21 protein-coding genes are annotated in these 22,966 nt (G+C 53.5%); 13 read left to right on the top strand and 8 right to left on the bottom strand.

Annotated elements, in window-relative coordinates; genetic code table 11:
- Positions 1 to 87: 87 nt before the first annotated feature.
- On the top strand, positions 88 to 783 hold the full coding sequence (locus tag FD737_RS14230) for a cysteine hydrolase family protein (RefSeq protein WP_160833795.1): 696 nt from the start codon (positions 88 to 90) through the stop codon (positions 781 to 783).
- Here FD737_RS14230 and FD737_RS14225 read toward each other — a convergent pair whose 3' ends face one another.
- Positions 784 to 1,131 (bottom strand): hypothetical protein, encoded by a 348-nt coding sequence (locus FD737_RS14225; protein ID WP_160833794.1) that lies wholly within the window; start codon positions 1,129 to 1,131, stop codon positions 784 to 786. It abuts the gene before it with no gap.
- Positions 1,132 to 1,411: 280 nt separating this feature from the next.
- Between FD737_RS14225 and FD737_RS14220 the strand changes: the two genes are divergently transcribed.
- Positions 1,412 to 2,404: a glycosyltransferase family 32 protein gene (locus tag FD737_RS14220; protein WP_097119399.1), complete on the top strand. Its 993-nt coding sequence runs from the start codon at positions 1,412 to 1,414 to the stop codon at positions 2,402 to 2,404.
- Positions 2,405 to 2,470: 66 nt separating this feature from the next.
- Here the strand turns inward: FD737_RS14220 and FD737_RS14215 are convergent, their stop codons facing one another.
- A complete protein-coding gene (locus FD737_RS14215; protein WP_097119468.1) occupies positions 2,471 to 3,655 on the bottom strand; it encodes an NAD(P)/FAD-dependent oxidoreductase in 1,185 nt (394 codons plus the stop codon).
- A 243-nt stretch (positions 3,656 to 3,898) separates the two neighbouring features.
- Here FD737_RS14215 and pitA point away from each other — a divergent pair, with 243 nt between their 5' ends.
- Positions 3,899 to 5,398: an inorganic phosphate transporter PitA gene (gene pitA, locus FD737_RS14210; RefSeq protein WP_160833793.1), complete on the top strand. Its 1,500-nt coding sequence runs from the start codon at positions 3,899 to 3,901 to the stop codon at positions 5,396 to 5,398.
- A gap of 63 nt (positions 5,399 to 5,461) precedes the next feature.
- On the opposite strand, the gene uspB is transcribed toward pitA, so the two are convergent.
- Positions 5,462 to 5,797 carry a universal stress protein UspB gene (uspB, locus tag FD737_RS14205; RefSeq protein ID WP_034819764.1) on the bottom strand — a complete coding sequence of 112 codons (336 nt, stop codon included), beginning with the start codon at positions 5,795 to 5,797 and terminating at the stop codon, positions 5,462 to 5,464.
- 421 nt (positions 5,798 to 6,218) lie between these two features.
- Between uspB and uspA the strand changes: the two genes are divergently transcribed.
- Positions 6,219 to 6,656 carry a universal stress protein UspA gene (gene uspA / locus FD737_RS14200; protein WP_034819767.1) on the top strand — a complete coding sequence of 146 codons (438 nt, stop codon included), beginning with the start codon at positions 6,219 to 6,221 and terminating at the stop codon, positions 6,654 to 6,656.
- A 101-nt stretch (positions 6,657 to 6,757) separates the two neighbouring features.
- On the opposite strand, the gene rsmJ is transcribed toward uspA, so the two are convergent.
- Entirely contained in the window at positions 6,758 to 7,507 is a 750-nt protein-coding gene (rsmJ, locus tag FD737_RS14195) for a 16S rRNA (guanine(1516)-N(2))-methyltransferase RsmJ (protein WP_160833792.1), read from the bottom strand.
- Positions 7,508 to 7,515: 8 nt separating this feature from the next.
- Positions 7,516 to 9,558, bottom strand: coding sequence for an oligopeptidase A (gene prlC, locus FD737_RS14190; protein WP_160833791.1), 2,043 nt, complete (start codon positions 9,556 to 9,558; stop codon positions 7,516 to 7,518).
- Positions 9,559 to 9,781: 223 nt separating this feature from the next.
- Between prlC and FD737_RS14185 the strand changes: the two genes are divergently transcribed.
- Both FD737_RS14185 and FD737_RS14180 read left to right on the top strand, forming a co-directional pair.
- A complete protein-coding gene (locus tag FD737_RS14185; protein ID WP_034819774.1) occupies positions 9,782 to 10,624 on the top strand; it encodes a 23S rRNA (adenine(2030)-N(6))-methyltransferase RlmJ in 843 nt (280 codons plus the stop codon).
- Between the two features lie 62 nt (positions 10,625 to 10,686).
- Positions 10,687 to 11,502 carry a CPBP family intramembrane glutamic endopeptidase gene (locus FD737_RS14180; protein WP_160833790.1) on the top strand — a complete coding sequence of 272 codons (816 nt, stop codon included), beginning with the start codon at positions 10,687 to 10,689 and terminating at the stop codon, positions 11,500 to 11,502.
- On the opposite strand, the gene rnz is transcribed toward FD737_RS14180, so the two are convergent.
- Positions 11,499 to 12,410 carry a ribonuclease Z gene (gene rnz / locus FD737_RS14175; protein WP_160833789.1) on the bottom strand — a complete coding sequence of 304 codons (912 nt, stop codon included), beginning with the start codon at positions 12,408 to 12,410 and terminating at the stop codon, positions 11,499 to 11,501. The genes FD737_RS14180 and rnz overlap by 4 nt on opposite strands.
- A 125-nt stretch (positions 12,411 to 12,535) precedes the next feature.
- Between rnz and gorA the strand changes: the two genes are divergently transcribed.
- The gene (gene gorA / locus FD737_RS14170) at positions 12,536 to 13,888 is read left to right on the top strand and encodes a glutathione-disulfide reductase (protein WP_034819777.1); all 1,353 of its coding nucleotides are present in this window, start codon (positions 12,536 to 12,538) and stop codon (positions 13,886 to 13,888) included.
- A gap of 27 nt (positions 13,889 to 13,915) precedes the next feature.
- Here gorA and FD737_RS14165 read toward each other — a convergent pair whose 3' ends face one another.
- A complete protein-coding gene (locus tag FD737_RS14165; RefSeq protein ID WP_283003407.1) occupies positions 13,916 to 14,914 on the bottom strand; it encodes a LacI family DNA-binding transcriptional regulator in 999 nt (332 codons plus the stop codon).
- A 108-nt stretch (positions 14,915 to 15,022) separates the two neighbouring features.
- Between FD737_RS14165 and FD737_RS14160 the strand changes: the two genes are divergently transcribed.
- From FD737_RS14160 to FD737_RS14135, 6 genes are all read left to right on the top strand, one after another.
- Positions 15,023 to 15,772, top strand: a complete 750-nt coding sequence (locus tag FD737_RS14160; RefSeq protein WP_160833787.1) for an SDR family oxidoreductase — start codon at positions 15,023 to 15,025, stop codon at positions 15,770 to 15,772.
- Positions 15,773 to 15,791: 19 nt separating this feature from the next.
- The gene (locus tag FD737_RS14155; protein WP_160833786.1) at positions 15,792 to 17,405 is read left to right on the top strand and encodes an FGGY-family carbohydrate kinase; all 1,614 of its coding nucleotides are present in this window, start codon (positions 15,792 to 15,794) and stop codon (positions 17,403 to 17,405) included.
- A gap of 230 nt (positions 17,406 to 17,635) precedes the next feature.
- Positions 17,636 to 18,568 (top strand): nucleoside recognition family protein, encoded by a 933-nt coding sequence (locus tag FD737_RS14150; RefSeq protein ID WP_160833785.1) that lies wholly within the window; start codon positions 17,636 to 17,638, stop codon positions 18,566 to 18,568.
- 259 nt (positions 18,569 to 18,827) lie between these two features.
- Positions 18,828 to 19,607: an L-threonylcarbamoyladenylate synthase gene (locus FD737_RS14145; RefSeq protein ID WP_160833784.1), complete on the top strand. Its 780-nt coding sequence runs from the start codon at positions 18,828 to 18,830 to the stop codon at positions 19,605 to 19,607.
- Positions 19,608 to 19,837: 230 nt separating this feature from the next.
- A complete protein-coding gene (locus FD737_RS14140; protein ID WP_160833783.1) occupies positions 19,838 to 20,266 on the top strand; it encodes a hypothetical protein in 429 nt (142 codons plus the stop codon).
- An 8-nt stretch (positions 20,267 to 20,274) separates the two neighbouring features.
- Positions 20,275 to 21,702 (top strand): XRE family transcriptional regulator, encoded by a 1,428-nt coding sequence (locus FD737_RS14135; protein ID WP_160833782.1) that lies wholly within the window; start codon positions 20,275 to 20,277, stop codon positions 21,700 to 21,702.
- A 184-nt stretch (positions 21,703 to 21,886) separates the two neighbouring features.
- Here FD737_RS14135 and FD737_RS14130 read toward each other — a convergent pair whose 3' ends face one another.
- Positions 21,887 to 22,903 carry an NAD(P)-dependent alcohol dehydrogenase gene (locus tag FD737_RS14130; protein ID WP_160833781.1) on the bottom strand — a complete coding sequence of 339 codons (1,017 nt, stop codon included), beginning with the start codon at positions 22,901 to 22,903 and terminating at the stop codon, positions 21,887 to 21,889.
- Positions 22,904 to 22,966 lie beyond the last annotated feature (63 nt).

Genomic DNA, 22,966 nt, shown 5'->3' with positions numbered 1-22,966 from the left:
CGCAGTACTCCTTCACTTTCGGCACAATCGCCATACTGCTGTGCATCGGAAGTCACCCTGACTTCCCAATCAAAGAGATGATTAGTGATGAAAACCCTTTTTGCTTCAGGCACCTTAGCATTAGCGATGGCAATTTCAGGCAGCGCTATTGCCGAAGAACACAAAGCTGAAAATGCACCGACCATTCGTACCATGAGCGGTGCCACCGCCACCCCCCAGCTGACGGCCAATCAAACCGCGGTCATCGTGATTGATATTCAGAACGAATACTTCGCTGGCGGCAAAATGCCCATTCCAGACGGTATGAAAGCACTGCAAAACAGCAAGCGCCTGGTTGAATTTGCACACAAGCATGGCATGCCGGTGTTCTTCGTGCGCCATGAAGGCGCGGCAGATGGCCCGCTGTTCGCCAAAGGCAGCCGCTTCGCTGAATTCCACAAGGATTTGCAGCCGGGCAAAAATGATCGTGTCATTACCAAAGCCACACCGAGTTCTTTCGTGGGAACCGATTTGAAACAACAACTCGACAGTCTGGGCATCAAGCAGTTAATTGTCACCGGTCTAATGACCCATATGTGCGTGTCGTCCACCGCACGTGATGCCGTACCGCTTGGCTACTCGGTCATTATCCCGGAAGATGCCACCGCCACGCGCGATCTGGCGACCTGGGATAACAAGGTAGTCGATCACAAGGTGCTGCAGCAGAGCGCATTGACAGGCGTTGCTGATGTGTTTGCCGAGATCAAAACCACCGACGCGGTATTAGCGCTGCCCGTGCATTAATCACTGCACTGCTTTACCCGGTAATAACTTTTCAGACATCACCTTGCGGCAGGACAGACTCTCCTGCCGCGCCTGCTGTTGCTGCTCCGCTGACAAATCCTGCCACACGCTTTGCAGATGTTCTGCCAGACCTGACTGGAAATGAATTTTCTGCAGCGCATAGTCCGAGTTGCTGCCTTCAATAATCTGTTGCATCGCCAGGAGTGAGTTGTCGCGCCCGTCATGGGTCAAGGTGCAGAACATGGCGATGTAATAGCCTTTATCTTCATCGCTATAGTGCGGCATCAGCCACCAAACAGCCGCGCTGATGACGATAAGCACGGGCAGAAGGAATTTAAGTTTGAACATGGAATCATGGGCCTGTTGGAAAAAACGCGGCGATCTTAACAGATTCATCGGTTAACAGCCCTTAAACACCCACGGCAACGGTACGGCAAGTGAATGCGCCTGCGTATTCTCTGAAAGTAACGTTTTCAGAGTTTATTTATTGAGCAGCTCGGCGCTGTTTGTTAATTTTGAGCCACTTTTCGCGCCATTGCGCTTCATCGTGCCCGCTGTCACAGGGCCAGTTTTTCGCCCTAAAGCGGCAGAAGCTGGGATAGCGGCCGACAGGGTTACAGGAATGATCATGTCCAACCATAAACTCAAAATGCATTTGATTTCGCTGGCGTTGCTGGCGGAAAAAAAGCTGACCACACGCAAACGCCTTCCCGCCTATCACGCCGCAGCCGAACAGGATATTAACCTGCAGGGTCGTGCTAATCCGCCTGCGCCCATTCCGCGTCAGGTTTGGATGTACTGGGAAAGTGAAAAGCTCCCGGCTGAAGTCCAGATTTTTGTCGATAAGATTGCCCGTGAAAACCCTGGCTATGCGTTGACGGTAATCAACAATCTCAATCTGCATGACTATTTACCAGGCCTGAAGTTTGTCCACGCGGGGATGCGGGCTTCGCACAAAAGCGATGTGATTCGCCTGGAGCTGCTGCATCGTTATGGCGGAATCTGGATGGATGCCACCATTATCCTCAATCGCAGCCTCGATGAGCTGTTAGCGGTGAATGCGGATGAGCGTTATGACCTGGTGGCTTTTTATCGCGAGGAATCCACCCGCGATCGCGCTTATCCGGTTATGGAATCCTGGTTTCTCGCCGCGCCGAAAAACAATGCCTTTATCGGCCGCTGGCTGCACTGCTTCCGTCCGATTGTGGAGTTAGGCTCTGAAGCCTTCTTCCAGCAATTATTGGCGCTGCCGAACTACGACACAATTCTGCAGGGCATCAAGACGCCGGATTATCTGGTGGTGTATATCGCTCAGCAGCAGGCGCTGCGGGAAGAGAATCACTACAACTTCTACTTACGCAAAGCGGAAGCCGGTGCGTTATTGTATCAAACGCTGAGCGGCTGGCGTCCGGTGAAGCTGAGCCGCATGCTGATGGTGGACGCTTTACCGGAGGTGTTGCCACCAGTGTATAAGCTCACCAGCTTTGACCGCAAATATATCGCAACGCATCTGAAGTATGGCGTGGTCAACAGCGATAGCCTGCTGGGGCAAGTATTGCTGCACGACCAGCCGAAAAACCTGACACCTGCAGTGACGCCGTTACGCAGAGCCAGGCATTAGCGCTGCAACCTCAGCATAAAGCTGAACCTCGTACACTGGCGTCGCCTTTGATGGCGACGTGATAACTCACAGCGCCTGCGCACATGCCCAGGCTGAACTCCACGCCCACTGGAAGTTGTATCCGCCGAGCCAGCCGGTGACGTCCACCACTTCACCAATAAAGTACAAACCGGGCACATCGCGCGCTTCCATGGTTTTGGAGGAGAGTTGCGTGGTATCGACGCCGCCCATCGTCACTTCGGCAGTGCGATAACCTTCGGTGCCATTCGGCTGCACGCGCCACTGATGCAACGTGATGACCAACTCGGCCTGCTGCTTGCTATTGAGCTGCTTCAGCGTCACATCCGGGATCTGCTTCAGCTCCTGCAACACTTCCACCAGACGCTTCGGCAGGATTTTCGCCAGGCTGTTTTTCAGGCTGAGATTCGGATGCGCCTCGCGCTGCACGTTGATGAATTCTTCCAGCGAGGTTTCCGGCGACAGGTTAATGGTGACAAACTCACCCGGCTGCCAGTAGCTGGAGATTTGCAATACCGCCGGACCCGACAAACCGCGATGGGTAAACAGCATCGCTTCTTTAAACAGCGTGCCATCCTGCGCGGTGATGGTGGTGGGCAATGACACACCCGATAAGGAATTCAGCTGCTCAAGCAGTGGCTTATGCAGCGTAAACGGCACCAGGGCTGCGCGCGTCGGGAACACTTTCAAACCAAACTGCTCGGCCACTTTATACCCGAATGGTGTCGCGCCCAGACCCGGCATCGATAAGCCACCGCTGGCGATCACCAATTTCTCAGCCTGCACCTCGGAGCCATTCAGTTGCAGCCTGTAGCCATTTTCATCACGCGTCACGCTCAGCACTTCGCTGCGCAAGCGCAACGTAACCTGCCCGTCTTCGCACTCTTTTAACAGCAAATCCACGATCTGCTGCGCCGACTCATCGCAGAACAACTGGCCGAGGGTTTTCTCGTGATACGCAATCTTGTGGCGATTCACCAGATCGATGAAGTCCCACTGGGTGTAACGCGCCAATGCCGACTTGCTGAAATGCGGATTGTGCGAGAGATAGGCGGCCGGTTCGGTGTACATATTGGTGAAGTTGCAGCGGCCGCCGCCGGACATCAGGATTTTACGTCCCGCTTTTTTGCCGTTATCCAGCAACAGCACCCGACGACCCAACTGCCCTGCCTGCGCCGCACAGAACATGCCGGCAGCGCCTGCACCTATTACGATAACGTCAAACTTGTCCACAGCGTCTAATCCACATAATTGAAAGGCGGTGATTGTAGAGATCTGCGGCATTTCGCGCCAGCGTCAAAAAAATGCCGTAAATGTGTCATATTGTAACTCGCTTATTTTTCAGTCTTTTTACCTTGTCTGATGGGGTTTGTGGCAATTTTAAGACAAAAAAGGACTATATTTTCCTTTCACATCATGCGGGTTGTCGCCGATAATGCGCCGCGTTCATGTCCTCCAAAAAATGGCGTAACGTTTATGCTACATCTGTTCGCTGGTCTTGACCTCAGTACCGGCCTGTTTTTGGTTATCGCTCTGCTGTTTGTATTGTTCTATGAGGCAATCAACGGTTTCCACGACACTGCTAACGCAGTCGCTACCGTCATCTATACCCGCGCGATGCGGGCGCAATTGGCGGTTGTGATGGCGGGTGTTTTCAACTTCTTAGGCGTTTTGCTGGGCGGCTTGAGCGTGGCTTATGCCATCGTGCATATGCTGCCAACTGATTTACTGCTGAATGTGGGTTCCGCGCACGGCCTGGCCATGGTGTTCTCCATGCTGCTGGCGGCGATTATCTGGAACTTAGGTACCTGGTATCTGGGCTTACCGGCATCCAGTTCTCACACCCTGATTGGCGCCATTATCGGTATTGGTCTCACCAATGCGCTGATGACCGGCACCTCGGTGGTTGATGCCCTCAACCTGCCGAAAGTCATTAATATCTTCCTGTCACTGATCCTGTCGCCGATTGTCGGCCTGGTGATTGCGGGCTCGCTGATTTTCATCCTGCGTCGTTACTGGAGCGGAACCCCTAAACGTTCGCGCATCCACATGACACCGGCTGACCGTGAAAAGATCGATGGCAAGAAGAAGCCACCGTTCTGGACGCGTATTGCCTTGATCGTTTCGGCGATTGGCGTGAGCTACTCCCACGGTGCGAACGATGGTCAGAAAGGCATTGGCCTGATTATGTTAGTGCTAATCGGTGTTGCGCCTGCGGGTTTCGTGGTCAACATGAATGCCTCAGGTTATGACATCACCCGTACTCGCGATGCGGTGAATCATCTGGAACAGTATTATCAGCAGCACAGCGATTCACTCACCCATATCGTCCAGATGGCGCCGCCTGCGGTGCCAACGCCGGAAGAGTCTGTGGGCGGGCCGCATGAGTTCCATTGCGACAGCAGTCGTGCGCTGCAGGCTATCAATCGTGCACAAGTGTTGCTGACCAATCTGAACAGCTATGACCAACTGACGGTGGATCAGCGCAGCCAGATGCGTCGCCTGTTGATGTGCGTCTCGGACACGGCCGATAAAGCCGCGAAACTGCCAGAGACCACCCCGGACGATAAGCGCTTCCTTAACAAGTTGAAGGGCGATTTGCTGGGCACCGTCGAGTACGCGCCGATCTGGATCATCATGGCGGTGGCGTTAGCACTGGGCCTCGGCACCATGATTGGCTGGCGTCGTGTGGCAACCACCATCGGTGAGAAAATCGGTAAGAAAGGCATGACTTATGCGCAAGGCATGTCAGCGCAGGTCACTGCGGCAGTGTCGATTGGTATCGCGAGCTATACCGGAATGCCGGTTTCGACCACGCATATTCTGTCATCATCCGTTGCCGGTACCATGCTGGTGGATGGCGGTGGATTACAGAGCCGTACGATCAAAAACATCGCCATGGCGTGGGTGTTCACCCTGCCGGTCTGTATTGTGCTGTCAGGCTCGCTCTACTGGATCGCGCTGAAAATTATCTAAGCCTTTAACGGCAAACAAGAGGGCGACTGTTCAACACAGATCGCCCTTTTTTATTGCCGCTATTTAATGCCAGATCGCCAGGCCAACCAGACTCACCACCACCAAAAAACAGAGCCCGCTGGTCAGGACAAACTGCCTGCGTACGCGCTCGCAGCGGCGAATAAATTCGTCGTCGTGATGATCGCGATAGCGTTTATCCCAGATATAACGCACCAGCCGCACCTGCTTGCTCGGCTGACCATGAGACGTGAAGAAACCCGCCCCATCCACATATTGATACAGCAGCGGATCGCAACCGCGCAGCACAGCCAATAGCGAGCGCAAAGAAGAGAAGTAGCGCGCCATATTCACCAGACAAACCACACACAGAGCCCAAAAAAGCGCGATAGTGCTGATCATGTTCCCCTCCCAGCTGGAGCCGTAATGACGTCGAAGGCAGCGGGGAAATGCTGTAGACGCCCCACGGGAAATTAACCAGCCACAGATGAATCGAATTGCATTGTTGTTATGCGAACCCGAGCGCGTCACCCAGACGGCAGTGGCACTCATTTTCAGTGTAGGAGATCTGTTCAATTTTTTTCCAGCGATGATTTTCGTTCACCGCGAGTGAAAATCGCGATAGCGCTTGATCTTCCTCACAAGCGAGCCGTGGATTGCAGCATTTGTTAACAACTCTGGCTATACTCAGGACATAACAACAGAACGCCTGCAGGGCATAAATTGTGGTTGGTGGCGCTTCATCGCTGTTTCGCGCAAAGGATTTCGCTCGCCGAGCGGCGGGAATTCAGGTAGCCCCAGAATCTTGAGAAGGAGTTTTATCATGGCTTATAAACACATCCTGATTGCAGTAGACCTTTCCCCGGAAAGCCAGTTACTGGTTGATAAAGCCGTTTCGCTGGCCCGTCCTTACGATGCAAAAATCTCGCTGATCCACGTTGATGTGAATTACTCAGACCTCTACACCGGGCTGATTGATGTCAATCTGGGCGACATGCAGAAACGCATTTCTGAAGAGACGCACACTGCGTTGAAAGAGCTTTCCACCAATGCCGGTTACCCGATCAGTGAAACCCTGAGCGGCAGCGGCGATCTCGGCCAGGTGCTGGTGGATGCGATTAAGAAATACGATGTGGATTTAGTGGTCTGTGGCCACCATCAGGATTTCTGGAGCAAGCTGATGTCATCAGCGCGCCAGCTGATCAACACCGTGCATATCGATATGCTGATTGTGCCGCTGCGTGACGAAGAAGACGAATAAAAACAGGGCCAGTAATGACCCTGTTTTTTGGTAGCGGCGTAATACATCGCGCGTCTTTAAAGCCCGCGCGATAAATCACGCCGTAACGCCATTGTGCAGAATCATACCAATGGCGGATAAATATCAAAGCGATGGCTTTTGGTGACCACGGCCGATTGGGTTGCAACGCCCGCTAACGGCGGCGCGGAATCCGGGCGTTTCACCACAATGCGCTTCTTCGCCAGACGACGAGCGGGTTCCAGCAGCGCATCGGCATCCTCATCGGGTCCCACCAGCGACTGAAACACCCGCATCTCCTTCTTCACCATCGCGCTCTTTTGACGATGGGGATACATCGGATCGAGATACACCACATCTGGCGCGGGCGTGATATCACTCAACGCCTGCTGACTCACCACATGCAGCAGCGTCAGACGTTCACGCAGCCAGCCGCCAATCTCCGCATCTTCATAGCCACGACGTAAGCCATCATCGAGCAGAGCCGCAACCACCGGATGGCGTTCCAGCATGCGCACCCGGCAACCCAGCGCCGCCAGCACAAAGGCATCGCGCCCCAATCCTGCCGTTGCGTCGATCACGTCCGGCAAATAGCCACCTTTGATGCCCACCGCTTTCGCCACCGCCTCGCCGCGCCCACCGCCAAACTTGCGGCGATGCGCCATAGCTCCGGTGACAAAATCCACAAAGATGCCACCCAGTTTAGGCTCATCCAGTTTGCGCAGCTCAAGGCGCTCCGGCGTCAGCACCAGGGCCATTACAGCCTGATCGTCATGCTGTAAGCCCCAGCGCTGCGCCAGATGTAATAAGGCGCCGTCTCCGGCGCCTGATTCATCGATTAAACCGATTTTCACAAGCAGGCTTATCCCTGAATTCCGTAGTGTTCCAGCATCGCATCCAGCTGTGGTTCACGGCCACGGAAGCGTTTGAACAGCTCCATTGGCTCTTCGGAACCGCCGCGCGTCAGGATGTTGTCGAGGAACGACTGGCCGGTTTCACGGTTGAAGATGCCCTCTTCTTCGAAGCGCGAATAGGCATCCGCCGCCAGCACGTCGGCCCACAGATAGCTGTAGTAACCTGCGGCATAACCGCCGGCGAAGACGTGGCTGAACGCATGTGGGAAGCGGCCCCATTCCGGGCTTGGCACCACGGCAACCTGTTTCTTCACTTCACGCAGGGTTTCGAGGATTTGCGCACCTTTTTCCGGATTGAACTCGGTATGCATACGGAAATCGAACAGGCCGAACTCCAGCTGACGCAGGATAAACAGCGCCGCCTGATAGTTCTTCGCTGCCAGCATTTTATCCAGCAGATCTTTCGGCAGCGGTTCGCCGGTCTCGTAGTGGCCGGAGATAAACGCCAGCGCGTCCGGCTCCCAGCACCAGTTTTCCATAAACTGGCTTGGCAGCTCGACCGCATCCCACGGCACACCGCTGATACCCGACACGCCCGGCGCTTCGATGCGCGTCAGCATGTGGTGCAGGCCGTGACCAAACTCGTGGAACAAGGTGGTGACTTCATCATGGGTAAACAGCGCGGGCTTGCCCTGTACCGGACGGTTGAAGTTACAGGTAAGGTACGCCACCGGCTTCTGCAGGCTGCCATCGGCTTTACGCATCTGGCCGACGCAATCGTCCATCCACGCCCCGCCACGCTTGTGTTCACGCGCATACAGATCGAGGTAGAAGCTGCCGCGCAGCTCGCCGCTTTCATCAAACAGGTCGAAGAAGCGCACATCTGGATGGTACACATCCACGTCTTTACGCTCTTTGGCGGTGATGCCATAAATGCGTTTCACCACTTCAAACAGGCCGCTCACCGCGCGCTCTTCCGGGAAGTACGGACGTAACTGCTCATCGCTGATGGTGTAGAGATGCTGTTTCTGCTTCTCGCCGTAATAGGTGAGATCCCACGGATTCATCTCGTCAACGCCACACTCTTTTTTGGCGAAGGCGCGCAGCTGAGCTAACTCTTTCTCACCCTGCGGACGCGCACGTTTGGCGAGGTCGGTCAGGAAGTCGATCACCTGAGCCGGGTTCTCAGCCATCTTAGTCGCCAGTGATTTGTGCGCGAAGGAGTCAAAGCCCAGCAGCTGTGCCAGTTCGTGACGCAATGCCAGCTCTTCGGCCATGATCGGGCCGTTATCCCATTTACCGGCGTTGGGACCCTGCTCAGAAGCACGCGTTGAATAGGCGCGGTACATCTCTTCACGCAGCGCGGCGTTATCGCAATAGGTCATGACTGGCAGATAGCTTGGAATATCCAGCGTCAGCAGCCAGCCTTCTTGTTCTTTAGCTTCGGCCTGCGCTTTGGCCGCAGCCAGCGCGCTTTCTGGCATGCCCGCCAGATCGGCCTCATCGGTGATCAACTTGCTCCAGCCCATGGTGGCGTCGAGCACGTTGTTGCTGTAGGTCGAACCCAGCTCAGACAGGCGCGCGGCAATTTCGCCGTAGCGCTTCTGCTTCTCTTTATCGAGACCGATACCGGAGAGTTCGAAATCACGCAGTGCGTTATCCACCGCTTTCTTCTGCGCGATATCCAGCGCGGCATAGCTGTCGCCCTGTTTCAGATCGCGATAAGCCTGATACAGGCCTTCGTTCTGTCCCACCCAGGTGCTGTATTCTGACAGCAGCGGCAGCGTCTGCTCATAAGCTTCACGCAGTTCCGGGCTGTTCTTCACCGAATTCAGGTGGCTCACCGGCGAGAAAATACGGCTCAGACGGTCATCCACTTCTGCCAGTGGCTGCACTAAATTGTCCCAAGTGTAAGGTGCACCCTGTGCTACAACGCGTTCAACTTCAGCGCGGCAGTTGTTCAGCGCTTCAGTCACAGCGGGAACCACGTGCTCAGGTTTAATCGCGGAAAACGGCGGTAGCGTGTAAGGGGTGAGTAACGGATTGGTCATAAGCGCAGTCCTTTCTTCATGGAGTGGGGGTGGCGCGCAATGGCGCGACGCAATCTTTCTAACATGCGGTCAGTTAACGTGAAAATCAATGCTACTGAGAATGGACCCGTAAAGAAAAAAGCGCGAGCGCCGAAACGTCAGCAATTTTTACGCAGCGCGGCTATAATCGCGCCACACACGATGTTTTTATCTCCTTTGATCCAACCGCGGACCCCTCTTTTTTATGCTGAGTTATCGCCACAGTTTTCATGCCGGCAACCATGCCGACGTGCTCAAACATACCGTTGAAAGCCTGATCCTCACCGCCCTGATGGAGAAGGAAAAACCGTTTCTCTATCTGGATACCCACGCCGGTGCCGGACGTTACCAGCTGAGCGGAGAGCACGCCGAGCGTACCGGTGAATATCTGGAAGGCATTGCGCGCATCTGGCAGCAGCCGGACGCGCCAGAACTGCTGAAGCCTTATCTGACGGCCGTTCGCAACCTCAACCCGCATGGCACCTTGCGCTACTATCCAGGCTCGCCGCTGATCGCCCGCTATCTGCTGCGTGAAGAGGACAAGCTGGAGCTGACCGAACTGCACTCCAGCGACTATCCGCTGCTACGTTCCGAATTCAGCAAAGATGCCCGTGCACGCGTAGCGCGTGGCGACGGCTATCAGCAGTTAAAAGCCAAACTGCCTCCGCTGAGCCGTCGTGGTCTGATTCTGATCGATCCGCCGTACGAAATGAAAAGCGATTATCAGGATGTGGTGAAAGGCATTCAGGAAGGCTACAAACGCTTTGCTACCGGTGTGTATGCGCTGTGGTATCCGGTGGTGCTGCGCCAGCAAATCAAACACATGATTAAAGACCTGGAAGCCAGCAACATCCGCAACATCTTGCAGATCGAACTAGCGGTGCGTCCGGATAGCGATCAACGCGGCATGACTGCCTCCGGCATGATCGTGATTAACCCGCCGTGGAAGCTGAAAGCGCAGATGGAAGAGCTGCTGCCATGGCTGCATCAGAAGCTGGTGCCGGCGGGTACCGGTCACTACAGCGTGACGCAGATCGTTCCAGAATAACGGGCTTATAGGGTGCGGTTTCTGAGCCGCCCTTTGCCGTTGCCCTTCTAAGGACACTTTTTATGTGGATCATTCTGGCTGGCGCACTCACTGTGCTGTCACCTGCCAAACGCCTTGCCGTACTTCTGCTGTTATTGGCGACGATAATGGGCCTGTTCCAGGATGTGCTGGACTGGCCTGCTCTCGCCATTTTAGGTGCCATCGCTTTGCTGGCGTGGGTGCGGGTGGAAAATCCCACCAACCGTGCCTTGCTGCTGATCAGCGAAGCGCTGCTGGTGCTGATCGCCGGTGGCCTGTTCCTGCATCTGCTGCCTGGCTTTAACAACCCGCGCCAGATCGAGGAGATGCAGGTTGGCCCCAACAGTGTGCCGTTCAGCTTCTACTACAACTTTGATAAAGCCCTGATTCCCTTTGTGCTGCTGGCTGCCTTGCCCACGCTGTTCCGTACGCAGAAGTTTCCTGCGCCGCACAAGGTTCTGTGGCTGCTGTTACTGGCGGCGATCCCGCTGCTGCTGTACGTCGCGGTGCTGCTGGGTGGACTGGCGATTGAGCCACACTGGCCGGACTGGCTCGGCAGCTTTATGCTGGCAAACCTGTTCTTTGTTTCGCTGGCCGAAGAAGCGTTCTTCCGTGGCTATGTGCAACAGCGCCTGCGCCAGAAAATCGGTGGCGTAGCGGCACTGTTGCTCACCGCACTGCTGTTTGGTCTGGCGCACTTCCCTGGCGGCATGATGCTGGTGGTCTTCGCCACTCTGGCCGGGTTAATTTACGGCCTGGCGTGGCACTGGAGCGGGCGTGTGTGGGTCGCCACCGGCGTCCATTTCCTGTTCAACATGACGCACCTGCTGTTCTTTACCTATCCGGCGTTACAGCACTAAATTTCGAACACCGCGAAATCCCGTGCCAGCTCGGTCGCTGCAAACACCGACTGGCACTCCGCCAGCAGTCTCTCTCGATCGCTCGACAAATAACGCGAACTGAAGTGCGTGGCGATCATGCGTTTTGCACCTGCCAGTTTTGCTACTTCGGCGGCCTGAATCGTCGTGGAGTGGCCGCGACCATTGGCTTTTTCGGCCATTGCGGCTTCCAGCGTGGTTTCATGCACCATCACATCCACATTGGCCGCCAGCGCAAGCGCCGCTTCGGTCGGACCAGTATCGCCGAATATGGCGATCACTTTGCCCCTGGTCGCCGGACCGAGATACGCCGCGCCGTTAATTTCGCGCCCATCCTCCAACCGGATGCGTTTACCCTCTTTCAAATCCTGATACCAGGGCCCGCGCGGCACGCCTTCCGCTTTCAGGCGCGGCGCATCGAGGAAGCCCGGTTTATCATGCTGTTCAATGCGATAGCCATAGCACTCCACCACATGATTCATCGGATAGGCGATGACGCGGAACTCGCCATCATCCAGCACTTCGCCCGCTTCAATTTCTATGATCTCAAGTGGGAAGCCGGTGTAAGAACCACTGAGACTGAGCGCCGTTTCGACAAACTGTTTGATGCCTTTTGGACCGTAAATCGTCATCGGCTCCAACAGCCCGGCCATCGAACGGCTGGTGAGCAAGCCCGGAAGACCGAAGATGTGGTCACCGTGCAAGTGGGTAATAAAGATTTTTTCCAGCCTGCTCGGCTTGAGTGCGGAGCGCATAAACTGGTGCTGCGTCGCTTCACCGCAGTCGAACAGCCAGGTGTCGCCCCGTTTCGACAGCGTCAGTGCAATCGCCGTGACGTTACGTTGCAGGCTCGGCGCACCCGCGCCAGTGCCGAGAAAAGTCAGATGCATAATGTCTTCCATGTAAGCGGAACCTGGATTTAACCCTATCACAAACATAGGCTGAACCTTTGCGCCTCTCGCGCAAGCAGCGTTACACTCTATGCCAATTTTCTTCCAAAAGATGGACACAACGGATGACCAGACATTTTGACTACCTCGCCATCGGCGGCGGCAGCGGCGGTATCGCCTCGATTAACCGTGCCGCGATGCATGGCCAGAAATGCGCGCTGATCGAAGCGAAAGAATTGGGCGGCACCTGTGTCAACGTTGGCTGCGTGCCGAAAAAAGTGATGTGGCATGCCGCGCAGATTGCCGAAGCTATTCACCTGTACGGCCCGGACTACGGTTTCGATACCACCGTGAACAATTTTGACTGGTCAGTGCTGGTGAAAAACCGCAGCGCCTATATCGATCGCATCCACACCTCGTACGACAACGTACTGGGTAAAAACAACGTTGAAGTGATCAAGGGCTTCGCGCGCTTTATCGATGCCAACACCGTGGAAGTGAATGGCGAAACCATCACGGCCGATCACATCCTGATCGCCACAGGCGGTCGTCCAAGCCATCCAAAAGTGCCTGGCGCGGAATACGGTATCGACTCTGACGGCTTCTTTGAGCTGGATGCGCTGCCGAAGCGTGTCGCGGTGGTAGGCGCAGGGTATATCGCGGTAGAGCTGGCCGGTGTGGTCAACGCACTGGGCGCCGAAACCCATCTGTTTGTGCGTAAGCATGCGCCACTGCGCAGTTTCGATCCGCTGATTGTCGATACGCTGGTAGAAGTGATGCAGGCCGAAGGCCCAACGCTGCATACCGAGTCGATTCCAAAAGCGGTGATCAAGAACGCCGACGGCAGCCTGACGCTGCAGCTGGAAAATGGCCATGAGCAAACTGTCGATTGCCTGGTGTGGGCGATTGGTCGTGAACCGGCTACTGACAATCTCAACCTGTCCGTAACCGGCGTCGCGCTGAACGAGAAAGGCTATATCAACGTTGATAAGTTCCAGAACACCAACGTGAAAGGCATCTATGCGGTGGGCGATAACACCGGTGCGGTGGAACTGACGCCTGTCGCGGTGGCCGCCGGTCGTCGTCTTTCGGAACGTCTGTTTAACAACAAACCGGACGAGCACCTGGATTACAGTAATGTGCCGACCGTGGTATTCAGCCATCCACCGATTGGCACCGTTGGTTTGACCGAACCGCAGGCGCGCGAGCAGTACGGCGACGACCAGGTGAAAGTGTATAAATCTTCCTTCACCGCGATGTACACCGCCGTCACCCAGCATCGCCAGCCGTGCCGCATGAAGCTGGTGTGCGTTGGCCCGGAAGAGAAGATTGTCGGCATTCACGGTATCGGTAACGGTATGGACGAGATGCTGCAAGGCTTCGCTGTGGCACTGAAGATGGGCGCTACCAAGAAAGATTTCGACAACACCGTGGCGATTCATCCGACGGCGGCGGAAGAGTTTGTCACCATGCGTTGATCAATGGGGCGGCATTTGCCGCCCTTTTTACTGCATCAGCAACACCGGCACTTCCACTACCGCCACGTCCTGCTCACCGCTCTCCATCAGGCGGAACACCGTTTCCATCATGCCTGCCACATCCTGTTTCACCATGCTGATGTCTTTACACAACAGCGCGACGAACGGGTCCCAGTCGAAACAGCCAATCGCCGGGTGTTTATCATCGGATAACAGATCCTCAGCACGCAGAAACTGCACCACCCCTTCCAGCGAAATGGTCGAATTCACAAACAGGCCAAATTGCCCCGTTACATACTGCTGAAAGTGATTTTTCAACGCCGTTTGCGCTTTTTCTGGCTCGTAGCCACACAGCAGCAGATTTTCCTCCGGCACAGAAATGCCTCGTTCCTGATGTGCCGCCAAAAAGCCGCGCAGGCGCTCTTTACTGTTATGATCGCTGGCACGCCCCCCGATAAAAATCAGCGGCTGCGGGCACTTCTCCAGCAGGCTAAGCGTCAGGCTCAATGCGCCATTAAAGTTATCCGAAATCACTGAAGGCGCCAGCGAACCGGGCAGATCAAGATTCAGCGAGGGAACGCCCGCGGCCTGACAAAGTGCAGTGATGCGATCTGGATCGGTGGCCCCGGTCACCACCATGTAATCCACCTGCCAGGAGAGCATGGTGCGCGCCGCTTCGAGTTCCAAATCAGGATCGCGCTGCGTACAGGTAATGACCGGGAACAGGCCGCGATCGCGCGCCATCTGCTCAAAACTTTCCACGATTGAGCCAAAATAACGGTTGTCGTATTTAGGCACGATCATACCGATGGTTTTCGAGCGCGTGGTTCGCAGCATGCTGGCCTGTCGATTCAGCGCATAACCCTGCTCTTGCGCAATCCGGCTCACCTTCTCAGCAGTGCTGGCACTGATGCGCCGCTTCTTCCAGTTGCCGCTTAAAATCGCGCTCACCGCGCTTGCCGAAACTCCCGTGAGTTCCGCGAGGTCATAAATGGTGGTTTTCTTGTTTTTGCCGATCCCCGTCACAGAACCCATCCCTTTATTGCTCTTTTTGTTGCTGGTTAAAAGTCGGGGTGATAGTTGTGCTTCATCGATTGAGCACCACCTAAAACGCCATTGATAAAGGATTATAAGATGAACACGAACCTCTTCTCCATGCATAACCCACTCAACGGAAAAGTTGCCGCCATTACTGGCGCTGCCTCCGGTATCGGTCTGGAATGCAGCAAAGTGCTGCTGCAGGCCGGGGCTAAAGTCGTCCTGATCGATCGCGATGGCGACAAGTTGCAGCAGCTGGTGGCGGAACTGGGTCCTCAGGCATTGCCATTGCAAATTGACCTGATGGACGGCAAACAGGTTGACGGGATTCTCGACGACATTATCAAGCTGGCGGGCCGCCTCGATATTTTCCACGCCAACGCCGGTGCCTACATTGGCGGGCCAGTGGCGGAAGGCGATCCCGATATCTGGGATCGCGTACTGAAACTCAACACCAGCGCGGCCTTTCGCTGCGTGCGTTCGGTGCTGCCGCATCTGATCGCGCAGAAATCGGGTGACATCATTTTCACCAGTTCGATTGCGGACGTGGTGCCCGTGGTCTGGGAACCGATCTACACCGCATCCAAATTTGCAGTGCAGGCTTTTGTGCATTCAACCCGTCGTCAGGTGGCGCAGTCTGGTGTGCGCGTCGGTGCGGTACTGCCGGGTCCGGTGGTCACTGCCCTGCTCGATGACTGGCCGCAGGAGAAACTGGAGGACGCGCTGGCCAATGGCAGCCTGATGCAGCCCATTGAAGTGGCGGAATCGGTGCTGTTTATGGTGACACGTTCGCCGGGTGTCACAGTGCGCGATATTGTTATCCTCCCCAACAGCGTTGACCTGTAACCAGCCGAGGTGCAGCAGCATGAGTAACGAAAAATATCTGATTGGTGTCGATGTTGGTTCGGCCAGCGCTCGCGCGGGCGTGTTTGACCGCGCGGGAAATCTGTTAGGCCATGCAAAACAGTCCATCACCACCTTCCGTGCCCACGGTCATGTGGTTGAGCAATCCGCCAATGAGATTTGGCAGGCGGTCAGTCACTGCGTGCGCGAGGCGGTGGCCACTGCCGCTATCGATCCCGCTGCGGTGGCTGGCATTGGTTTTGATGCCACCTGCTCGCTGGTGGTGATCGATGAACAGCGGCAACCGTTGCCCGTCAGCCCAAACGGAGAGGCAGAACGCAATATTATTGTGTGGATGGATCACCGCGCCACGCAGCAGGCCGATGCCATTAACGCGACGAAACATCCGGTGCTCGACTACGTGGGCGGACGCATCTCACCGGAGATGGAGATGCCAAAGCTGCTGTGGCTGAAAACCCACAACCCGCAGACATTCCAGAACGCCGCACACTTTTTCGATCTCACCGATTACCTCAGCTGGCGCGCGACAGGCGATACGGCGCGCTCATCCTGCACCGTCACCTGTAAATGGAACTATCTTGCGCATGAGCAGCGCTGGGATGCCGACTACTTCAGTGCCATTGGCCTGCCGGAGTTTGCCGAGGAGAAGTTTGCGCGTATCGGACAGCAGATCGTCGAGCCAGGCACACCGTGCGGCACAGGTTTAACCGCGCAGGCCGCCGCCGACTTTGGCTTATCTGCTGGCACGCCCGTGGCCGCCGGGTTAATCGATGCCCATGCAGGCGGCGTCGGTACGCTGGGCGCAGATGGCAGCCCGGAGGATAAACTCGCCTATGTGTTTGGCACCTCGTCCTGCACCATGACGCCGACGCGTGAAGCCGCGTTTGTGCCAGGTGTGTGGGGTCCGTATTACTCGGCGATGGTGCCGGGTTTATGGTTGAGTGAAGGCGGACAAAGCGCGGCAGGCGCCGCCATCGACCGCCTGCTGGAGATGCATCCAGCGGCTGCAAGGGCACAGCAGGCTGCCGATGCCGCTGGCCTTTCACTGCCGGTTTACCTTGCGGAACAGGCTTTGCAGCAATCTCGCAGTGAATCAGCAACGGTGGATTTAGTCGAAGGTCTGCATATCGTGCCGGAATTTGCGGGTAATCGTGCACCTTTTGGCGACCCTTACGCGCGAGCGGTGATTTGCGGTCTGGGTATGGACAATGACGAAGCCAGCCTGATCGCACTGTATATCGCCGGCTTGTGCAGCCTCGGCTACGGCCTGCGCCAAATCATTGAGGCGCAAACCAGCAAGGGTATCGTCACGCGGTCGATTGTCATCAGCGGCGGTGCCGGGCAACACTCGCTGGTACGCCAGTTGCTGGCGGACAGCTGCCAGCTTCCTGTGCAATCCACCCACTGCCCTGAGCCGGTATTACTGGGTTCAGCGATTCTTGCCGCTGCCGCCAGTGGCGTATATTCCGACGTCACCTCGGCGATGGCCAACATGACCACCGATGAAAAGCGCTGGCATCCTGAGCCGTCGGTTTCGCCACTGCATCAGCACCGTTATGATGCATTTAAATTATTGCAGAGCACCGCGCGTAATATTCGTCAGATAAGCGAATAAACGTCGAATAATATTTCCGTGCGCCGCACAAACGTCGGCGCACGGTTATTTTGCCCTGCCATTTCCTGCAAGATAAAATTTAATTTCTTCACTACTCAAGTTTACACCACCGGGATACTATTTATCCCTTAGCTAGCGCCCTTCGCGCTGGCATTTTTATGCGTTTTTTAAGGCAAGGGGAGCTGTATGCTTATCGGTATTAAGCCGTGGTTCGAGGTTCAGGCAACCGCATGAATATCATCAGCATTATCATGTCTGCGGGCAAATCCTCGGTGGATGTCGCGTTGTACACGCTTATTCCTATCATGGTGGTGATGTTATTCATCATGAAATATCTGGAAGTGAAAGGTGTGCTGGATTTTGTGGTACGTCATTCCACACCGTTATTAAAACCTTTAGGTATTACCGGACTGGCATTATTTGCCCTGATCCAGCTGAACTTTGTCAGTTTCGCCGCGCCGTTGGCGGCATTAGCGATTATGGAAAAACGTGGCACTTCCGATCGCCATATGGCGGCCACGCTGGCGATGCTGTTTGCCATGGGGCAAGCCAACGCTTTTTATCCGCTGATTCCTGCCGGGCTCAACTGGAGTGCCGCGATACTCATCTCCATCTGCGGCGGGGTGCTGGCGGCAGCCACCACTTATCATTTCTTTGGGCGCAAGCTCTCGGATGCAGCGCTGCTCAATGAAGATGAAGCCGTTGCGAATAATGAAAGCAAAATGGGACTGATCGCCATCATCAACAGCGCGGGTGCGGACGCGATTCGTCTGGCGCTGGGATCGCTACCGATGCTGATTCTCTCACTGTCGGTGGTGGGGATTTTGAAAGAGTCCGGCGGGATTGAGATGCTTACCCGGCTGGTTTCTCCGCTGCTGGACAGATTCAACATCTCTGAAGTGTATATTCTGCCTGCACTGACCAAATGCCTGGCAGGGGGCACCGCCTACTACGGCGTGGTAGCCGGGCTGGTCGAAAAAGGTTTATACAGTGCGCACAACATCAACACCTCGGCGGGTTGGTTTATTCAGACCTTTGATTTGCCGGGGATTGGTATCTTCCTTGGCCTGTCGAGTCGTTTCCCGCGTCTGTTCCGTTTCGCCGTGCCGGGCATCATCCTCGGCATTGCGCTGCGCGGTGTGGCACACGCTCTGATATTTTAATTAACCCTGGCGCTGAAAGACTTATTCAGCGCCTTGTTTAAATAACACTACAATTCCCGCGTGTTATTTTGAATTAACCCTATTCCTTTCATCGTTATTTTCATCAGTTGCATCACCTTTAATTATCGTACTATTATCACCAGCATGGTTTTGCACAAACCCATTAATCCCGATGAATTATCCGGTTAATTAATTCCTTAATTACATTGCAGGTAATATTCCTGTACGTCATCTATTGATACGCAGATAGGGTAGATCCATGAGCGGTAAGCAAATAACGTGGAATGGCGGATTACAACCTGAAGCCATCGAGATTTTGTCCCAGGACGGCGGCATGATTGTGAGCCCAACGAAAGTCGGTTACATCATCATGACCTCCGATAAAGTCGGGTTAGAGCGTAAGTTTGAAGCCAAGCAGCGCAAGCGCAACAAGCCAGGCGTGGTACTATGTGGCTCGCTGGAACAACTGCGTTCACTGGCTCAACTGACGCCGGAAATTGACCAGCTTTATCAGCAGCATTGGGATCAGGATATTTTGCTGGGCTGTATTTTACCGTGGCGCGAAGATGCGTTGGCGCGTATTCCGGCTGACGGTTCAAAAGAGCTGATGATGGATGGCCGCCAGACCAGTTGTTTCGTGATTAAATTTGGTCGCCCAGGCGAAAATATTGCGAAAGCGCTGTGGGAAGATCACGGGAAATTCTCTTTCGCCAGTTCAGCCAACCCATCGGGTCAGGGAAACCGTGGTCTGGTTGAGGGTATTGGCGAACGTATTGAATCGCGTGCCGATTTAATTATTGAAGCCAATGACTACGTGAATTCCATTCAGCCTAACGACGAAAATAAAGTGCGCTACGAACAAGGCGTAATGGTGTCGATGGTCGATAGCGAAGGTCGTCTGATTCCACAGCAAAACGGCGAGCGTAAAATCACCCCGTGCCCGGTATTGATTCGCAAAGGCCTTGATGTCGATAAAATCATGGCGTTGCTGTCGGACATCTTCCCGTCCTGGGATTACCGTCACGGCGATTACTACTGATTATTGAATCACATGGAATGTTCATTGCTAATGATTATGCAAGTGGTGAGCATTCTTAATCCCCCCTCCACTAAATCATTTCAGGCTAAGTCCGCGGCCTCGGATTTCGAATTACATTCATATTTAGTTCTCAAATACGCATTTTAGCTCTAAAAAGGCTAAAGATTCGTTGACAAAAAAAGCCAAAAAGAGTAAAAAACCACCACTAACACAACAAAAAAGTTGGGAACATGCCAAGTTTTGATGTCACTGGTTATCTCCCCCAAGGCATACATTTTTTGACTTGGGACGAATTGAAGCAACAATTTGGTTACAATCCCAAAAGAGCCTTTCTTTTGGATGGTTTAGAGTTGCTCATCCAGAACTTAAGATTTGCTGGGTGTAAATTGATTTACATTGATGGCAGTTTTGTCACCAACAAAGAGCTTCCCGGTGATTACGACATGGCGTGGAGCATAGTAGGGGTAGATCCCTCCAAATTGGATCCTTGCCTACTATTAAATAACGGAAAAAAAGATAGAGATTTAATTGAAAAACGTTATAGAGGTGATGTGTTTCCCGCTGAATTTCCAGAAGGGGCTTCGGGAAAAATTTTCAGAGATTTTTTTCAAGAAGACAGAGATGGTAACCCTAAAGGTATAGTAGCGATCAACATCTGAGGTGAGCGATGATTAAGAATGACAAACAACTTACGATCACTAAACGTAAAGCTAAAGAGTTTGAGGCTGCTATCCAAAACATGAAAAATGAAGGCATTCATCCTTTATTATTTCAAGCTCAGATTAATGCTCTCAAATTGCAGCATGATGAGCTTATCAGTGAAATTGAAGATTATGAGCAAGTTAAGTCCGGAAGCTATGCGGTTTTTGATGTGAAGAACATTTCGGAATTACCTAAGGCATTAATTAGGTCCAGGGTATATTTGGGTTTAACACAATTAGATCTGGCTCAAAAACTTGGAATGAAAGAGCAACAAGTCCAGCGATATGAAAACACAGAGTATGCTTCTGCAAGTTTTTCAACAATATTATCGGTTGTAGATGCATTGGACCTTAAAATTACCGAGGGAGTGTTTCTTCCTGAAGCATCGAGAGAAAAAAATCTTTTACTAGAAAAACTTAATGATGCGGGACTTGATCCTGCATTCATTGAAAAAAGAATTTCACCTCGAGACATTAACAAGCTAGATATAAGTTTATGGGTTGATAAGGTCAGTGAGAGAGTGAGTGAAATATTTGGTTGGTCCAAACATCAACTATTGAGCGACAATCCATTATCAATTGGTCGGGATGGATCATTAGTCGCACGATTTAAAATGCCTGCTGGTGCAAGGCTCGAATATGCTAGTGCTTATACGCAGTATGCTTATTCATTAGCAAAAATTCTTGCGCAATATCATCTGAACTCTCCTAAACCAATATCTTCTTCGCCAGAAAAAGTGAGGAATGAAATACTTCAGAAGTATGGATCTTTAAAATTTGAAAATATTTTAAAATTTGCAAATGAACATGGCGTCGTTGTTGTAGGGTTGAATGACTCAGGAGCTTTTCATGGGGCAACATGGAGAATTAACTTTAAAAATGTTGTTGTCCTCAAACAAAAATCATCTCATTGCTCTAAGTGGGCATTTGATTTATTGCATGAGCTGTACCATACGAGTCAACATCCTGAACTTTCTGAGTTTTCCTTAATTGAACTTAGCGAAACAAGTGATGAAAGAAGAACAGCCCAAGAAGAGATCGAAGCTAATGATTTTGCCTCTAAAGTGCTACTGGGATCAAGGTCTGAAGAATACATAAATATGTGTTTCTCCTACGCTAAAGGTAAAATTTCGTGGCTAAAAAATGCTGTTATCCAAGTTGCTCAACAGGAAAAACTTGATTGTGGAATCTTAGCTTATCAAGTTGTAAATAAGCATGAAGAGTTACAACGCAAAGAGGGAAAACATTCAACTTGGTGGGGAACTGCGCATAATCTTCAATCAGATGAGGATAATCCCAGGGAGCTATGTATAAAAATCCTTAAGGAAAATATATCGATAAACAGTATGAGTGATTTCGAGCGGGAATTTTATGAGCAAGCTGTAGCATCATGAGATTAAAATTTCATTAAAAAAGTTAATTTTATGAATATGTTAAGTGCTTATTAACATTCTTCACTACCACTATTGAAATCATGGCGTTGCTGTCGGATATCTTCCCGTCATGGGATTACCGCCACGGTGATTACTACTGATGTCACTAGCCTGTTTCCTGGTTTGGAAAACAGGCTAATTCGCGTTACCACTCCACGGTGATTTTGCCGAAGTGTCCCGCCGACTGCTGATGCTGGAAGGCCGCAGGCAGATCGTTCAGCGCACCGTAACTGTCACTGATCACCGGGCGAATACCCGTTTGCTCTAACGCGCGCACGAAATCCTGCTGCTGACGACGATGGCCGACAATCAACCCCTGAATACGCGCCTGCTTTGCCATCAATAGCGAGGTGGGTATCAAGCCTTCGAACCCGGTCAGCACACCAATTAACGCGATATGACCGCCCACGCGCACCGCTTCAATCGACTGTGCCATGGTGCCCGGCCCGCCCAGTTCAATCACCACATCCGCGCCTTTGCCCTCAGTCAGCTGCTGAACCGCTTTGCCCCACTCCGGCGTGGTGCGATAGTTGATGCCCGCATCGGCCCCCAGCTCTTTGGCTCTGGCCAGCTTCTCATCCGATGAAGATGTGACAATCACTCGTGCGCCCATCGCTTTGGCAATTTGCAGCGCAGTAATCGACACGCCGCCGGTGCCCAACGTGACGATGGTATCGCCCGATTTAATCTGCGCATCGCCTACCAGTGCGCGCCATGCCGTCAGGCCAGATGTGGTAATCGTCGCGGCTTCGGCATGCCGCCAGCCGCGCGGTGCGAGGGTAAAGTGATGCGCAGGACGCACCACCACTTCGGCGGCAAAGCCGTCTGTTCCATCGCCGGGTGTCTGGGTGAAATTGCCGACCTGAGCAAACGGTAGCCCATCCTGCCACTGTGGGAAGAAACAGGACACCACATGGTCGCCGGGATTAAAGTCGGTGACGCCTGCACCGACCTCTTCGACCACGCCCGCACCGTCCGCCATCATAATGCGATCTTGCTCGGTGGGGATCGATCCGTTAGCCACCAGCAAATCGTGGAAGTTAAGTGAGGTGGCATGGATCGCCACGCGGATCTCTCCGGCGCCCGGTTTACCGGGATCGGGCAGATCCGCCAGCTGCAAGTGCTCTAAACCGCCGGGTTGTTTCAGGATCATCGCTTTCATAACCACTTTCTCCTTAGCAAAACGCTCAATACAAAGCATGCCGCTGCGAAACGTGCATGCCTT

This window comes from Pantoea sp. Seng (genome assembly GCF_009829935.1).
Classification (GTDB): Bacteria; Pseudomonadota; Gammaproteobacteria; order Enterobacterales; family Enterobacteriaceae; genus Pantoea; species Pantoea communis.
This window is presented reverse-complemented; position numbering and strand designations above follow the sequence as displayed.

Excerpts from the sequence above, each read along its gene's own strand:
- FD737_RS14230 (WP_160833795.1), top strand. The coding sequence starts at position 88 with ATGAAAACCCTTTTTGCTTCAGGCACCTTAGCATTAGCGATGGCAATT.
- FD737_RS14225 (WP_160833794.1), bottom strand. The coding sequence starts at position 1,131 with ATGTTCAAACTTAAATTCCTTCTGCCCGTGCTTATCGTCATCAGCGCG.
- FD737_RS14220 (WP_097119399.1), top strand. The coding sequence starts at position 1,412 with ATGTCCAACCATAAACTCAAAATGCATTTGATTTCGCTGGCGTTGCTG.
- pitA (WP_160833793.1), top strand. The coding sequence starts at position 3,899 with ATGCTACATCTGTTCGCTGGTCTTGACCTCAGTACCGGCCTGTTTTTG.
- uspB (WP_034819764.1), bottom strand. The coding sequence starts at position 5,797 with ATGATCAGCACTATCGCGCTTTTTTGGGCTCTGTGTGTGGTTTGTCTG.
- uspA (WP_034819767.1), top strand. The coding sequence starts at position 6,219 with ATGGCTTATAAACACATCCTGATTGCAGTAGACCTTTCCCCGGAAAGC.
- prlC (WP_160833791.1), bottom strand. The coding sequence starts at position 9,558 with ATGACCAATCCGTTACTCACCCCTTACACGCTACCGCCGTTTTCCGCG.
- FD737_RS14185 (WP_034819774.1), top strand. The coding sequence starts at position 9,782 with ATGCTGAGTTATCGCCACAGTTTTCATGCCGGCAACCATGCCGACGTG.
- FD737_RS14180 (WP_160833790.1), top strand. The coding sequence starts at position 10,687 with ATGTGGATCATTCTGGCTGGCGCACTCACTGTGCTGTCACCTGCCAAA.
- rnz (WP_160833789.1), bottom strand. The coding sequence starts at position 12,410 with ATGCATCTGACTTTTCTCGGCACTGGCGCGGGTGCGCCGAGCCTGCAA.
- gorA (WP_034819777.1), top strand. The coding sequence starts at position 12,536 with ATGACCAGACATTTTGACTACCTCGCCATCGGCGGCGGCAGCGGCGGT.
- FD737_RS14160 (WP_160833787.1), top strand. The coding sequence starts at position 15,023 with ATGAACACGAACCTCTTCTCCATGCATAACCCACTCAACGGAAAAGTT.
- FD737_RS14155 (WP_160833786.1), top strand. The coding sequence starts at position 15,792 with ATGAGTAACGAAAAATATCTGATTGGTGTCGATGTTGGTTCGGCCAGC.
- FD737_RS14150 (WP_160833785.1), top strand. The coding sequence starts at position 17,636 with ATGAATATCATCAGCATTATCATGTCTGCGGGCAAATCCTCGGTGGAT.
- FD737_RS14145 (WP_160833784.1), top strand. The coding sequence starts at position 18,828 with ATGAGCGGTAAGCAAATAACGTGGAATGGCGGATTACAACCTGAAGCC.
- FD737_RS14140 (WP_160833783.1), top strand. The coding sequence starts at position 19,838 with ATGCCAAGTTTTGATGTCACTGGTTATCTCCCCCAAGGCATACATTTT.
- FD737_RS14135 (WP_160833782.1), top strand. The coding sequence starts at position 20,275 with ATGATTAAGAATGACAAACAACTTACGATCACTAAACGTAAAGCTAAA.
- FD737_RS14130 (WP_160833781.1), bottom strand. The coding sequence starts at position 22,903 with ATGAAAGCGATGATCCTGAAACAACCCGGCGGTTTAGAGCACTTGCAG.